The sequence below is a fragment of the Botrimarina mediterranea genome (assembly GCF_007753265.1).
GTDB lineage: Bacteria > Planctomycetota > Planctomycetia > Pirellulales > Lacipirellulaceae > Botrimarina > Botrimarina mediterranea.
Genome location: NZ_CP036349.1, coordinates 1302020 through 1315666, shown reverse-complemented (window position 1 = coordinate 1315666; position 13647 = coordinate 1302020). Strand labels below are relative to the sequence as shown.

The 13647-nt window shown below is 63.4% G+C and carries 12 protein-coding genes; 4 read left to right on the top strand and 8 right to left on the bottom strand.

Translation table 11 applies throughout. The features are described 5' to 3' along the window. Window positions 1–88 precede the first annotated feature (88 nt). Both Spa11_RS05250 and Spa11_RS05245 read right to left on the bottom strand, forming a co-directional pair. Entirely contained in the window at window positions 89–922 is an 834-nt protein-coding gene (locus Spa11_RS05250) for a class I SAM-dependent methyltransferase (protein ID WP_145108941.1), read from the bottom strand. 205 nt (window positions 923–1127) lie between these two features. Then, window positions 1128–1685: a cupin domain-containing protein gene (locus Spa11_RS05245; protein ID WP_145108938.1), complete on the bottom strand. Its 558-nt coding sequence runs from the start codon at window positions 1683–1685 to the stop codon at window positions 1128–1130. Between the two features lie 23 nt (window positions 1686–1708). Between Spa11_RS05245 and Spa11_RS05240 the strand changes: the two genes are divergently transcribed. Continuing rightward, entirely contained in the window at window positions 1709–2506 is a 798-nt protein-coding gene (locus tag Spa11_RS05240) for a TrmH family RNA methyltransferase (protein ID WP_145108935.1), read from the top strand. Window positions 2507–2681: 175 nt separating this feature from the next. On the opposite strand, the gene phnD is transcribed toward Spa11_RS05240, so the two are convergent. The 3 genes from phnD to Spa11_RS05225 all read right to left on the bottom strand — a co-directional run bounded on the left by phnD (window position 2682) and on the right by Spa11_RS05225 (window position 5451). Next, complete coding sequence (phnD, locus tag Spa11_RS05235) at window positions 2682–3734, bottom strand: phosphate/phosphite/phosphonate ABC transporter substrate-binding protein (protein WP_145108932.1); 1053 nt, start codon at window positions 3732–3734, stop codon at window positions 2682–2684. A 233-nt stretch (window positions 3735–3967) separates the two neighbouring features. Beyond that, window positions 3968–4828: a bifunctional methylenetetrahydrofolate dehydrogenase/methenyltetrahydrofolate cyclohydrolase FolD gene (gene folD / locus Spa11_RS05230; protein WP_145108930.1), complete on the bottom strand. Its 861-nt coding sequence runs from the start codon at window positions 4826–4828 to the stop codon at window positions 3968–3970. A gap of 119 nt (window positions 4829–4947) precedes the next feature. Further along, window positions 4948–5451, bottom strand: a complete 504-nt coding sequence (locus tag Spa11_RS05225) for a phosphatidylglycerophosphatase A family protein (protein WP_197529757.1) — start codon at window positions 5449–5451, stop codon at window positions 4948–4950. Between the two features lie 214 nt (window positions 5452–5665). Here Spa11_RS05225 and Spa11_RS05220 point away from each other — a divergent pair, with 214 nt between their 5' ends. Next, window positions 5666–7450 carry an NADPH-dependent assimilatory sulfite reductase hemoprotein subunit gene (locus tag Spa11_RS05220; protein ID WP_145108925.1) on the top strand — a complete coding sequence of 595 codons (1785 nt, stop codon included), beginning with the start codon at window positions 5666–5668 and terminating at the stop codon, window positions 7448–7450. Window positions 7451–7773: 323 nt separating this feature from the next. Here Spa11_RS05220 and Spa11_RS05215 read toward each other — a convergent pair whose 3' ends face one another. Beyond that, entirely contained in the window at window positions 7774–8727 is a 954-nt protein-coding gene (locus Spa11_RS05215; protein WP_145108922.1) for an Lpg1974 family pore-forming outer membrane protein, read from the bottom strand. Window positions 8728–9454: 727 nt separating this feature from the next. Further along, complete coding sequence (locus tag Spa11_RS05210) at window positions 9455–10918, bottom strand: RNA-directed DNA polymerase (RefSeq protein ID WP_197529756.1); 1464 nt, start codon at window positions 10916–10918, stop codon at window positions 9455–9457. 146 nt (window positions 10919–11064) lie between these two features. Here Spa11_RS05210 and Spa11_RS05205 point away from each other — a divergent pair, with 146 nt between their 5' ends. Both Spa11_RS05205 and Spa11_RS05200 read left to right on the top strand, forming a co-directional pair. Beyond that, window positions 11065–11640, top strand: a complete 576-nt coding sequence (locus Spa11_RS05205; protein ID WP_145108916.1) for an REP-associated tyrosine transposase — start codon at window positions 11065–11067, stop codon at window positions 11638–11640. A 56-nt stretch (window positions 11641–11696) separates the two neighbouring features. Beyond that, entirely contained in the window at window positions 11697–12416 is a 720-nt protein-coding gene (locus Spa11_RS05200) for a peptidoglycan recognition protein family protein (protein ID WP_145108913.1), read from the top strand. 170 nt (window positions 12417–12586) lie between these two features. On the opposite strand, the gene Spa11_RS05195 is transcribed toward Spa11_RS05200, so the two are convergent. Next, on the bottom strand, window positions 12587–13339 hold the full coding sequence (locus Spa11_RS05195) for a hypothetical protein (RefSeq protein ID WP_145108911.1): 753 nt from the start codon (window positions 13337–13339) through the stop codon (window positions 12587–12589). Between the last annotated feature and the right edge of the window lie 308 nt (window positions 13340–13647).

Genomic DNA, 13647 nt, shown 5'->3' with positions numbered 1-13647 from the left:
CGTCATCGGCGTCTGGAGACGCCTCCCACAACTGGGCCTCCCACAATTGGGCCTCCCACAATTGGGCCTCCAACTGGGCTTCACGGACTCAAGCAGCGGGGCGCAGCACCACGTACATGTTGTCGCCCAAGAGCGGGGCGCTGCGGTGATCGACCTTGTAGCCCGCTTCTTCGGCCAAGAGGCGGAGCGTTTGCGGCGTGAAGTAGTTGACGTGGTCGGGGAAGCGGAAGCCGCACCAACGCTTGCCGCGGAGGCGACGGTTGAGCGACGCGTAGTTGGGCACCTTGATGATCGCGGCGCCGCTTGTTGAAAGCTTTGGCCGTAACGCGACGAGCAGCTCCAGCGGCTTGGTGTCGTGTTCGAGGAAGCTGATCAGCGTCGCCACGTCGATCGAGCGATCGTCAACTTTGTCGAGCCCTTCCAGCGCCGGGGCGGCGATGACTTCGCCCGACCACGGTGAAAAGCGCTCGGTGGCAGCCTTCGCCAATTGGGTCGAGAGCTCGAGCCCGATCGGTTTGACCGTCCGGCCCGAGGCGGTGAAGCGTTCGCAGCAGTCCGCCGCGATCAAGCCGCTCCCGCAACCGACGTCGAGCAGACGCAGTGGCGTCTCTCTCGAACGCTTGGCGACGGCCCGCGCTGCGAGTTGGTAGGCCTGATTGCGGCGCGGCGAGATCACACGGCGGACCCGCTTTACCGCGTCCGAGAGGCGCGAGAAGATTGGCTCCTCGGTCTGCCGTCGCTCACGCTCGGCGACGATCGTCTTCTCCCAGGGGAAGTCGTCGCGCAGTTCGTCGTAGGCCGGCGGGTTCTCCATGTAGATGAAGTCCGTCTCCAGGCAACGCACCAAGCGGAAGCCGTGACGCTCGTAGGGCGTCGGTTCGGTTTCGGTCGGGCGACCGAGGAGGGGGCAGATGGCTGACATCGCAGGGTCCCTGACGAAGCGTGGAGCGGTTGGGCCGGCAAATTAGGGAACCCCTCCCGGGGCGGGAATGCCAGTTGGGTTGAGCAACCCCTCCGCGACGGGAGATCGGAACGCGCTGCGGAACCGGGGGCTAAGGCCCCGCGGCTGATGAGCCGCTGCTAGCAACAATCGGCCGGCACGCCTTAGCGTCCGGTTCTCCGGCGTCTCAGCCGCGTGGCGCGAGGCGCTCGACCTCCGCAGCGTGCTCGGGAAAACGAGCTGCTAGCTCCGCTACCTCGGCGGGCGTCGCGACGTGAAAGTCGGCGAAGTCGAAACCCGGCGCCACCAGGCAGCTCAGCAGGGCCCAGCCGGGCCCGGCGCCGTCTTCCAAGCGGCATCCCTGCCAGACGCCCCCCGGCACGACCGCTTGTGGACGCTGGCCGGCGGCGAAATCGACTCCCAGCGTGATCGGCTCGGCAGGCCCCTTCGGCGGCAGCCGCAGCATCCGCACTGGCGCCCCGCCGTGCCAGAGGAAGACCTCGTCGCTCGGCAGGATGTGCCAGGCGGAGGGCGACGCGGGCGTCACCAGGAAGTAAATTGCGGTGAGGGCGTTGCGCTCGCCGTCGTACTCGGACCCCATCGACCCGGCGGGCAACCGTCGCGGCGACCGGAAGGTCTCACGGTAGAAGCCCCCTTCCTCGGGCAGGGGCTCGAGGCCCAACAGCTCGATCAGCTCGTTCGCCGTCAGTCGGCCGCGGTCGTTGTTCACGTCGTCATTCGCCATCGCCCTGCTCTCCTTTCAATCGCATGTCGCTGCGGATTACCAGCCGTCACAACCCGCGATTGAAGCAGGCCGCGCAGCTCCGGGACAGCCGCCACCGCCGCGCGACGGGCCGGCTGCTGGTGGATGGCGCGCGGGAAACGCTGCGCGCCCTCACCGCCGGCGTCACACCGATCGAAGCGTTTGTCGATGAAGCCTCGATCGGTGAACGCACCGCCGTGGCATTGGCGGAACTCGAACGACGCGGCGTCACGGTCTTTCCCGTGGCGAGCGACGCGTTCGCCAAACTCGCCTACGGCGACCGCGCCGACGGCGTGGTGCTCGTCGCCGAGCACCCGGTGCGCGGACTCGCCGATCTAACGTTGCCGCCCGCGCCACTGATCGCGGTGATCGAAGCGGTCGAGAAGCCCGGCAACCTCGGCGCGATCCTCCGCACCGCCGACGGCGCGGGCGTGGACGCCGTGATCGTCGCCGACCCGCGCGTCGATCTCTTCAATCCGAATGCAATTCGTTCGAGCGTCGGCGCCGTCTTCCGCAAAGAGATCGCCATCGCCACGGCCGCCGAGGCGCGGCAGTGGCTTCAAGACCGACGCTTAACCCTCTTCGCCACACGGCCCGAAGCGACAATCACTTATAGCGACGCCGATTTCACCCAGGGCTGCGCGATCGTCCTGGGCAGCGAAGCCGACGGCCTGTCGCCCGAGTGGGACGCGATCGCCACGGGCGTGTCGCTGCCGATGCTCGGCGTCGCGGACAGCCTCAACGTGTCAGCCGCGGCAGCGGTGCTGCTGTACGAAGCGCGGCGACAACGCGGCACGCGATGAAACCAATACTCCTTACTGCTCTACTCGCTCCTGAGAGCCAAGTAGAGATCACCACGACGGACACGAAGAGCACGACGGCCTATCTTCGGGACCAACGATGCCACGCAAACAGCTCGTCGTGCTCTTCGTGTCCGTCGTGGTGAAATATCTGTTCTACAAGAGGTAGAAATGCCACCTACGACTTCGGCTTCACCGCGGAATTGATCCGGCGGATGTTCGCCCAGTCGTTCTTGTAGTTCACCGGCACGAAGCGTGACGCGCCCGAGGGGCCGTACTTGCCGGCGACGCTGGTGCCTTCCCAGTTGAACTCGAGCAGCGCCCTGGTGATCTGCTCGCGCAACTCGGGCGACAGGTTGTGGGCGTAACCGATCGCTGCGGGCGGGAACCGCTCGGACTCGTAGATCACTTTGAAGTCGGCGTCGGAGACCTCGCCGTCGTCGATCATCTTGGCCAACAGGTCGCTCGCCACCGGGACGGCGTCGTGCTCGCCGGCGATGAGCTCCTTGACGGACGTATCGTGGCTGAACGTGAAGCCCCACTTGTAGTCGCGCTCGGGGAGCAGGTTCTCGTCGTTCATCAGGTAATCGACCGCCGCCTTGCAGCCGGAGTTCGAATCCGGCGTCGTGAAGGCGATCTCTTTGCCCTTGAGGTCCTTCGGCTCGGCCACGCCGTCCTTGCTGCGGGCGAGCAGCTTCATCGTGTAGCCGAACGAACCGTCTTCGCGGCCGAGCGTGCAGATCGGGTGGAAGCCGGCGACCTCGACGGCCATCGGCACCGAGCCCGTGTTAAGTCCGACGATGTGCAACTCGCCCGACGCGAGCGCGGCGATCTGCTCGTTGGTGGACTTGTAGTGCTTGTACTCGACCGGCAGCCCCGTCGCTTCGCCGAGGGCTTTCACGAGGTCGTCCCACGTCGCCGCTTCGGCTTCCGATTCTTCCGCGGGTCCGACGTACGAGAAGACCAGCTTCTCCGGCTTCACGGTGGCGTCGTCTTCGGGGAAGTCGGTCAGCAGGTCGCCGTCGGCGTCCTTGAAGGCGACGGGTTGGGTCGCCTTGATCGACTCCGGCTTGAACTTAAGCAGCTTCTCGAGCATGTCCGCTTCGAACTGCGCCTGCGCCGTCTTCTCGTAGCTGGGCAGCATGTACTGCACGGCCAGCGCCACCGCGATCACTGGCACGAGGACCATCAGCAAACGCGAAACTGAGAACGCATCGGTCGGCTGGGACATCGTGGGGCTCGGACTAGTGCGGGCGGAGAGAGGTGGAGCGGCAGCAGGTGTAGGATATCACCCCCCCCGGGGCGTGCAACTTTGCCGCAAGACCAGTAGTGGTTTGTTGAGGAGGGGCTAAGGGGCTGAGGAACTGAGGGGCTGAGGAAAAGGACGGAGGAACGCTTGCGCGTTCCCTCAGCCCCTTAGCTCCTCAGCCCCTCCTCAACAAACTGACCCACTACCACAAGACCTTACGAGGCCTCGGCGGCCGTCAGGGTGTTGTGCAACAGCATCGCCACGGTCATCGGGCCAACGCCCCCCGGCACGGGCGTGATCCAGCCGGCGACCTCCGCGGCGGGAGCGTAGTCCACGTCGCCGACAAGGCCGCCCCCCTCCGAGTCAGGCAAACGGTTGATGCCCACGTCGATCACCGCGGCGCCGGGCTTGATCCAGTCGCCGCCGACCATCCGAGGCCGTCCAACCGCCGCCACGACGATGTCCGCGGTCCGGCAGACCGCCGCCAGGTCGGGAGTCCGGCTGTGGGCAAGCGTCACGGTGCAGTCCCAGCCCTTCTGGGCCAAGAGAATCGCCATCGGCTTGCCGACGATGTCGCTGCGGCCGATCACGACGGCGTGCTTGCCGGCCGTCTCGACGCCGCTACGGCGGAGCAGTTGCAGCACCCCGTGCGGCGTGCACGGCAAGAACCGCGGCTGCCCCTGCACCATCAGGCCGACGTTCTCGGGGTGGAAGGCGTCGACGTCTTTGGCGGGGCTGATCGCGCGCAACACACGATCGGCGTTGATCTGCGGCGGCAGCGGCAGCTGCACGAGGATGCCGTGGACCGCGTCATCGGAGTTCAACTCGGCGACCACGGCGAGCAGCTCCGCCTCGGTCGTCTCGGCCGACAGCCGCAGCAACCGGCTGGCGATGCCCGCCTTGCCGCAGGCGTTCTCTTTGTTGCGGACGTAGACCTGGCTCGCCGGATCGGCGCCAACGAGCACCGCCGCCAAACATGGCGTCGCGCCGCCGGCGGCGATGTGCTTCGCCACGGCGTCGGCGACCTCGGCGCGGATGTCCAGGGCGATTTGTTTGCCGTCGATGATCTGAGCCATGGAACTTTGTCGTCTGATATTCGTATCGAAGTGACTGGCGAGCCGGCGACGCGAGTCGTCGGAGTTTTCACCGCTTCCCACCGACGACTAACGTCGCCGGCTCGCCTTTGTTTCTTTCTTCAACCGGCCCCCAACCACGTCCATAGCAGCAGATAGCAGGCGCCCGCATAGACCGACGCGGCGATGTCGTCGGCCATCACGCCCCAGCCCGCCGGCAGGCGTTCTAGCTGGTTGCAGGGCCATGGCTTCGTGATATCGAACGCCCGGTGCAGCGCGAACCCGGCCGCCCACCACCAGCCGGTCGCCTCCGGCGCGAACGCCAGCACCACCGGGACGGTCGTATACTCGTCGTAGGTGATCGGCTGCGGGTCCTTCTCGCTCGCCACGATCCCGAGAGCGACCAACTGCCGCGCCGCCCGAGTGCACAGCGGCCCGCCGATCACCAGCAGCAGCACGAGAATCCCCCACTGCAGCGGGCGCCCCGGCGCCTGCGAAACGGCCCACCACAACGGCAGCCCCCACAACGACCCCACCGTCCCCGGCGACAGCGGCATCGTCGCCGTCAGCCCAAACCCTGTTGCAATCCAGGCGGTAAAAGCGTTGGCGGGCGTCGGGCGAGGCATGGGGGGCAATGTAGCGGGAAACGGCCGCGAATGCCGGGGCCCCTTGCTGACGCGAAAGTGGGAAGTGGGAAAAGCCCAAGCTTGCCAGTCCTTCCAACTTCCCACTTCCGACATCCAACTTCCGCCCCCCTATCCCGTGTAGTCCCCGCCACGCCGCTCCGATATGCTTGGGGATTCCCCCCCTGCCGTCAGAGTCACCGCAAACCGCCTAGAGATGAGCGACAGCACTTCCACCGCCGCATCCGCTACCCCCTCGGCTGAAGAGGCCGAAGTCAAGCTCTCCGCCAATGAGGGCCTGAAGGAGGGCAGCGAGTACCTGCGCGGCTCGATCCGGGAAGAACTGGCCAACGACGCCCCCAACTTCACCGGCGACGCCACCCAGCTGCTCAAGCACCACGGCACCTACGAGCAGGACGACCGTGACCGCCGCAAGGAGGCCAAGGCCGAGGGCGTGCCGGGCGGCAAGTACTTCTCGATGATGGTCCGCACCGTCATCCCCGGCGGCAAGATCAGCAGCGAGCAGATGCTCGCGCAGCTCGACCTCTGCGAGGACGTCGCCGAAGGCAACCTGCGGCTCACCACCCGCCAGACCATCCAGGTCCACGGCGTCCCCAAGAAGAACCTGCACCACTACATCCACAAGGTCAACGAGATCGGCCTCACGACGATCGCGGCCTGCGGCGACGTGTGCCGCAACATGATGTGCTCGCCCGTGCCGCTGAAGAACGCGGTCTACGACGGCATGCAGGACCTCACCGACCGGCTGCTGCACCACTTCAAGCCGCGCAGCGGCGCCTACGCCGAGATGTGGGTCATCGACAACGAGTCGGGCGAGAAGACCAGCGTCGCCGGCGGGCCGCCGACAAAGGTCGGTCACAACGCCGAGGGCCTCGAGCCGATCTACGGCAAGACTTACCTGCCGCGCAAGTTCAAGATGGGCGTCGGCCTTCCCGAGGACAACAACGCCGACGTCTATACGCAAGACATCGGCTTCCTGGCGATTACCGAAGGCCAAGGTTCTGATCGCCGCATCGTCGGCTACAACATCGTGGTCGGCGGCGGCATGGGCCGCACGCCCAGCGCCGCGAAGACCTTCCCCGCCGTCGGCCAGCCGCTGTGCTACGCGCCGATCGGTGAAGAGATCGCCGTCGCCGAGGCCGTTGTGAAAGTCCAGCGTGACTTCGGCGACCGCAGCGACCGCAAGACCGCGCGGCTCAAGTACCTCGTCGCCAACTGGGGCATCGCCCGCTTCAAAGAGAAGGTCGAGGAGTACGTCGGCCGCGACCTGGCGCCGCCGAAGCTCGTCGTCGTCAGCGGACAGAACGACGGCATGGGCTGGCACGAACAGGGCGACGGCCTCTGGTACTACGGCCTCAACATCGAGAACGGCCGCGTCAAGGACGAGGGCGATTACCGCCTTAAGTCCGCGCTCCGCGAAATCTGCACGACGATGGCCCCGCCGCTGCGGATCACCGGCCACCAGAGCCTGATCTTCTGCGACATCCCCGACGGCGATCAGGCGAAGCTCGAGTCGATCCTCAAGTCGCACGGCGTGCCGCTCAGCGACTCGTTCTCCAACGCCCGCCGCTGGAGCATGGCCTGCGTCGCGTTGCCGACCTGTGGACTCGCCGTCACCGAGAGCGAGCGCATCCTGCCGAGCCTCATGACGCAGATCGAAGCCGAGCTCGCCAAGCACGGCCTCCAGGACGAGACCTTCACCACCCGCATGACCGGCTGCCCCAACGGCTGCGCCCGGCCTTACAACGCGGAGATCGGTCTGGTGGGCCGCGCGAAGGAGAAGTACACGATGTTCCTCGGCGGCGCCCTCCGCGGCGATCGGCTCAACTGGATCTACAAAGACATGGTCCACGCCGACGACGTCGCGCCCGAACTCGGCAAGGTCTTCGGCTACTTCAAAGCCAACCGCACCGCAGGCGAAACCCTCGGCGACTTCTGCGACCGCGTCGGCAAAGAAGCCGTGCTGGCGGCGTGCGAGTAGCGTCGGCTTGTCCTCCGATCCCCGATCCCCGAGTCGCAGGCGAGGCCTATAGCGTACTTTATTTCGCCGTAGCGTCTCGCGCAGAGACGCGGAGACGCCGAGGGGAGGCAGCGAAGACTCACGCCAAGGCGCCAAGCCGCAAAGAACGTGCTGCTGTTTGATCGTTTGTGGCTGCGCTCATTTCTCAACGACTTTGTCTTTGCGCCTTCGCGCCTTGGCGTGAGTCTTGAAAGCATCCAACTCTGCGTCTCTGCGCGAGACTTCCCACGTTGCTCCGTGGATCAGAGCGAGGCTAGAAACGCTACGGCTAAGTGAAGCACGCTCTAGTACTCGTAGCCCGCCTGCAGGGTGAAGCCGCTGAAGCCAACATCGCTCCCACCTACAAAACTGGAAGCGAAGTTGTCTGGCGCGGTCGTGAAAGGGCTAAAGGCCGAGCTGAAGTTGTACCAATTCTGCCATTCGTAACCCGCCCGCAATGAGACGCGACCGGAGTACTTGAACTGGTAGGCGTACTGGTACCCGAGGGCCAATTCGAGCATGCCAACGCTGCTGTCCCGCAAAACCCCTTCGGAGGCGCCGTTGCGTACGTACTTGTCGTCTTGAATGATCGCGCCGCGTGTCCGTGCGAAGAGAGAGCTAGAGCGACTGATTTCGCGGACAGCTTCCACGGCGGCCACGCCACCAAACCCATGCAGACGGTTTAGCCGTATGTCGGATGGAATGGGATCGTCCATTCGCTCTTCGAAGTGGGCGTATCGCAAACCGGCGCTGCATTCCAGGGCCCAGTCGTTGTTGATTTTAAATCGATCGTACACCTCAAAGTCGATCGTGTAGGTGTCGACCGAATGTTGCACGCCGGTTTCGGGGAAAATCGGCTTGCCGGATTCGTCGAACTCGAAATAGCGGACCCGGGCGCCGAGACCTGAGGCGGTCTGGTAGCCGAGTGTCAACCGAGGCACGGCCGAGTAGTTGTACTCGATGTCGTCGGTAGTCGCCGGTGGCACGTTGCTGAACGCGCCGGCGCGGACACCGTCGGTTCGGAAGAACTTGAAGAAGAGAAGCTCGGCCTCGAAGGCCACCGCGTCGCTACGGCGGCACGCGTCTCCGTAGACGCCACAGGCCTGCTCGAACGAGGCTCCGTCGATCACTTCGAGCGCAGCGCCTACCTCGGGCGCCGCGACGGCGATATCTCCACTCGTATCGACCGCCAGAGTTTCGGCCGAAGCCGTTCCGGTAAGCGCAGCCAGCAGGAGCGCTCTCCAATAGCGACGACGCATGTGAATCACCTCCGTGTAAAGGAAACCGCCACGGCCACCTTCGCCGCCTTGGACACCTCAGTGTCTCTCCCTCCTGGAGGCGCACTCGTCGTTGAGGGCCATCGGCATTGGCCGACAGCCTGTCCGCATGTTTTGGCGCCCGTAATACTTAAGGCGAATGTTCGTCGTGTCCGCTAAATCCGGCGGAATCGTATCGACCGTTTCCAACGACCATTCACACGCCGGACTCAGCCGGCCTGTCCGCCTGCCGGGGGCGAGCGACCTCACGGGTAGTCCGAGGCCACCCGCCGGAGCCATCCGTGAAGTAGCGGAACGGCTGCACGGCGAACCCGACGCGAAAGTCGAACTCGTCGTAACCAGCGACCTCCCCCTTCGCCGGGGCTTAGCCACCCCCCATTCGGGCCCCATGCCCTGAGGCTCCTAGGAAGCCGTTTACGGCGTTCGGCGCGGCGGGTGAGGTTGAGTCGCCTCCCCCTCTACGAAGCCCCGTACGGGGCCTCCAGGGGGCTCTAAACGCCTGTTCAGGCCGCCTGCCCTGGGGCGACGTCCAGTCGCTACTCCAGATGGGGCGGGCTGGGGTCGTAGGCGCTAGCCGGAGCCCCCAGCAGAAGTGGAGTGGACGCAGCGGAAGGGACAGCGTGCTAGTGATTCGCTGGGGGCTCCGGCTAAGGCCTGCGACCCCAGCCACCCTTTCATTTACCACCGGCGGCTGACGTAACCCTGACAATTAGTAATCAAAGAAGACGTCAACTTCTTCTGGCTTAATCTCAACGGCTAGTTGATTTATCACTGAGGCATCTACGATGCTCTCGTTATCAATAACCGATTTCAATCTTCTAGCTGTGATCCAGCTGCTATCCCACGGATTTGCCTCCTCAGCATTTGCAGCCTTGCACAGTCGCTCTGAGCTACCAAGGTCGATCTGTAACGGAATGGCCATTCTCTGCAACCAAATGTCGAGATAGCCGGTATTAGGGACGGTTCGGAATCGATTGGCGACCCTTTCCAGCAAATGAGCTGCCCTATCCATGGGAAGTCGGCAAATAAGGCGACTGACTACGGCAGCAGCAAGCGAGTAAATCTTTGGATTGTTGACGGCAATGTCGGTTGCTATTGCAACCATAGGGTGGATATCGGCTTCACGAAGAGTCGCTTTTGAGAGCATATCGTGCATCTCTGTCATCCCGCGCGTTAAACTTCCCGAATTTGGGTGTTCAAGCGCAAAGTGATGCAATAATAACAGTTGCTTTTGCATCGAGTGGGGGCCGCTTGGTTGAGACAGCCAAGCAATCTTATCTCTTTTGACCGAATCGCGGACAACTGCTCGTGATATGGCAGTCTTTGACGCATTAAGGGACCAACCTAGCTTGGCAAGGACTTCAACTATATATCGAAGGACGCTTTCTAGTGTTTTAGAGTCATGAGCAAATATCCGGTAGTCGTCACGATAGCGAAGTATGTGCACACTGTTACTTAGGGAGCGAATTCGCCGCGAGATTATTGAGTCAGCGTAGCCCAACACGATTTCCGCGACAAAATCCATGAGCGTAGATCCTTGGGGTATACCATTTGTCTGGCCACGTCGCATATCTTGAATAGCAGCATCGATCTTATTGCCAAGCAGTGCATTTCCCCCGGAGCTGGCATGATTGCGTTTTGCCACAGATCGGCCGTTCACGGCCCATGCAATCGAATGGGTATAAATTGAGCCGTAGCAGTTCGAGATGTCCGCGTGCGCCATAACATCAAATTCCAACGATAGCTCTAATGACCTTTGCTCTATCCCCTGCCACCAGGTGAATATCTGTGACGCCTTGTCTTTTCCACTGGAGCTGCTTTCTCTCGGTATGCTCCAACACTCCATACGTGAATCGCTCTGAAACCTTGCGAACCGCCGCTTAAGCGATTGCCAAGCCGCAGGTTCGGTTATCAGTTGGACTAGGTGTGCATATAGAACAGGGTGAATGATTTCAAATGGGCGCCATGCAAATCGTCCGTCTTTGTTGCTCAGCAGTAAATGGCTAGTGTCGCGGTTGCGAACATCCTTTGCCGCCCAAGGCCGTTGCGACAAAGTGCCCAGTTCTGCGTCAACACTAGATAGTATTGAGTCACAGTTGAAGTACGGCGGCAGGTCAAAGTTGCAATAGCTGCTATGCTTGAGGAAGAAGGCTTTCGCCTCAGCGTCCGACATACCTAGAACAGTTTTTGACATACCAATACAATGCGTAGTTGAATGCGACGTAGCCTACGAGTTCAGCAGTATTGTCTGCGGGCGATCGCTTGCAAACACCAGCAAAGTAGGTCAGGCTGTGCCTGACGCCCCACCGTCCTAGTCCGATGCCCAACTACCGTCGAGCCAAGGTGCATGGTGGCACTTACTTTTTCACCGTGGTCACTCACGGCCGCGCTCCCTTGTTGGCGAGTAACGACGCGATCGAAACCCTTGGCGACTGCTTTCGAGAATGCCAAGAGCGATCGCCCTTCGCTGTCGATGCGATTGTCGTTCTCCCCAATCACCTACATGCCATTTGGTCGCTGCCGTCTGATGACGCTGACTACTCATCGCGTTGGGCTTGGATCAAGAAAGAGTTTACGAAACGGCGACTCGCCGCCGGCGCCCAAGAACGGAGCATCTCGTTGGCCCGCCATAATGAACGGCGGCGTGGCGTGTGGCAGCCGCGGTTCTGGGAGCATGTGATCGAAGATACGGACGACTTCGATCGCCACTTCGACTACCTCCACTTCAATCCGGTGAAGCACGGGCTTGTCGCTTGCCCGCACGAGTGGCAGGCTTCTTCTTTCCACCGCTGGGTTCGGAAGGGCGTTTATGATCGCGAGTGGGCTTGCGGTGGTTATGATGGGGTGGCTCGGCGGCTTGCTGGGATGTCGGAGACGACTGGCGAAGTTGATTGAGTTGGTGGGGCGTCAGGCACAGCCTGACCTACGAAATGCATCCCTGAGTTATTGCCGTGAAACGACTCCTGCTTGCCGCCTTTGCCGTCCTCCTTACCCTCCCCGCCCTCGCTGCGGAGCGTGTCGCCGTGCCGCGGCCGGCGAACTTTGTTACGGCTGAGGAGTGGGGGTCGAAGCCCGATCCGTTGCCCGACTCGCGGCGGCATACGCCGCGGTTTGTGACGTTGCATCACGCCGGCGTTACCTGGACCACCGACCGCGACCCCGTGACGTTCATCCGCAACATGCAGGCGTGGGGGAAGCGGCGGCCGGAGATCGAGCAGCCGCCGCGCGACACCTTCTGGGCCGACCTGCCCTACCACTTCTTGATCGCGCCCGACGGCCGCATCTTCGAGGGCCGGCCGCTCGAGTACGAGCCCGAGTCGAACACCAAGTACGACCTCGCCGGCCACCTCGGCGTCGAGATGATGGGCAACTTCGAAGAGCAGCGGCCGAGCCCCGCGCAGGTCGAGTCGGCCGTGCGGTTGGCAGCGTGGCTGGTGTCGAAGTACGACCTACCGCTGGAGGCGATCAGCACGCACGCCAAGGTCGCGAAGAACCAGACGACGTGCCCGGGCCGCGACTTCAACCGCTACTGCCAGGGCGACCCGTGGCCGTTCCGCACGTGGGTCGAACAAGTGCTGCACGGCGAGGAGCCGGCGATTGAGTTGGGCGAGCCGCTGGAGGGCGGGCCGACGGTGTTGATTACGGAGACGTTGCCCGTCGCGAAACCGTAACGCGGTGGGGATAATTTTGTGGAAGAGGTCTCCGAAGATGTGGGAGGGGTCTCCAGACCCCGATTACGCGCCCCATGCCGTTTCGTGATGGTGAGCGTAATCGGCGTCTGGAGACGCCTCCCACAGGGCCATGGATGGCCCACATAGGGTCATGAATGCCGCGGAGGCGATTACGGTTGTGGCGTCGTTGTCTCGCCGCGTAATAACAACTCGCCCGGCCTGACATCGACGCCGGTCAAGCGTAGCGCCTTGTCGCGGCCCGCTTCCAGTCGGTCGAGATCGACGATGACGGCCGCTTTGGCGTCGGACTGTGAGAGGCGGATGGGGCTCATGTTCGGCAGCGGCGATTGGCGGAGCAGGCCCATCACCAAGTCGAGCGAGAGCGACAGCCGGCCGATCTTCGCCGACTCGATCTCCAGTGCGAGTTCGTCCGTCTCGGTGACCAGCGGCCGCAGCGCCACGGTGATCACGCCCTCGACGCCGGTCGCCTCGCTGCGGGCGGCGAAGACGGCGAGGCCCTCTTCGAGGATCACCCGCGGCGCCACCAGGCCCGCTTGTTGGAAGCCGGGGAAGTCGCGTTCCAAGCGGAGGGCCAGCCAGGCGTTGATCTGGTCGGCCGTGACGCGGGTCTTCCACTCGGGGAGGGCTTGCGTGTCGCTGACGAGCGTGGAGAGCTGGCTCTCGAACTCGCGGCGCTGGGTTTCGGCCCGCAGCGGATCGATGGCGACAACCGCCTCGTACTCCGGCACCGCGGCGGTCGCCGACTTGTAGAGCCCAAAGGCGACCCCTGCGGCGACCGACGCCATGATCCCCAGCGAGGCCAGGACGATCAGCGCCAGCCGCCGAAAGCGGGTCGCCGTCCGCGCGCCGCGTTCGTGGGCGGCGGCATCGGATGGAGAGGCGGAGTTGGCGGGCTCGGTCATGGGCGGCGAATCGTAGGGTTACCCGTCAACTTGGTCAAAGGAAGGGGGCCACAAAAAGGCACAAAGAGCACAAAGTAGCGCCGTCCACTAAAGAGACAAGCGGCGTGAAATCAACGAGGGATTCGCGATGGATCTTGTCATTCGTGGGCTCAGCACCCTCTTACTTTGTGCCTTTTGTGCCTCTTTGTGGCTAGCCTTCTGCCAGCGGAGGCGTTGACCACTCCAGGGGGCGGGCGAGACAATCTGGCCCTTTGACCCAGACCGTTGACGTTCTGCCGGCGTCGCCGGTTCTGCTAGCACGACCTTTA

Bases quoted from the DNA above. Each gene is read 5' to 3' on its own strand.
- Spa11_RS05240 (WP_145108935.1), top strand. From the start codon at position 1,709: ATGTCGCTGCGGATTACCAGCCGTCACAACCCGCGATTGAAGCAGGCC.
- Spa11_RS05210 (WP_197529756.1), bottom strand. From the start codon at position 10,918: ATGTCGGACGCTGAGGCGAAAGCCTTCTTCCTCAAGCATAGCAGCTAT.
- Spa11_RS05225 (WP_197529757.1), bottom strand. From the start codon at position 5,451: ATGCCTCGCCCGACGCCCGCCAACGCTTTTACCGCCTGGATTGCAACA.
- phnD (WP_145108932.1), bottom strand. From the start codon at position 3,734: ATGTCCCAGCCGACCGATGCGTTCTCAGTTTCGCGTTTGCTGATGGTC.
- Spa11_RS05220 (WP_145108925.1), top strand. From the start codon at position 5,666: ATGAGCGACAGCACTTCCACCGCCGCATCCGCTACCCCCTCGGCTGAA.
- Spa11_RS05245 (WP_145108938.1), bottom strand. From the start codon at position 1,685: ATGGCGAATGACGACGTGAACAACGACCGCGGCCGACTGACGGCGAAC.
- Spa11_RS05195 (WP_145108911.1), bottom strand. From the start codon at position 13,339: ATGACCGAGCCCGCCAACTCCGCCTCTCCATCCGATGCCGCCGCCCAC.
- Spa11_RS05205 (WP_145108916.1), top strand. From the start codon at position 11,065: ATGCCCAACTACCGTCGAGCCAAGGTGCATGGTGGCACTTACTTTTTC.
- folD (WP_145108930.1), bottom strand. From the start codon at position 4,828: ATGGCTCAGATCATCGACGGCAAACAAATCGCCCTGGACATCCGCGCC.
- Spa11_RS05250 (WP_145108941.1), bottom strand. From the start codon at position 922: ATGTCAGCCATCTGCCCCCTCCTCGGTCGCCCGACCGAAACCGAACCG.
- Spa11_RS05215 (WP_145108922.1), bottom strand. From the start codon at position 8,727: ATGCGTCGTCGCTATTGGAGAGCGCTCCTGCTGGCTGCGCTTACCGGA.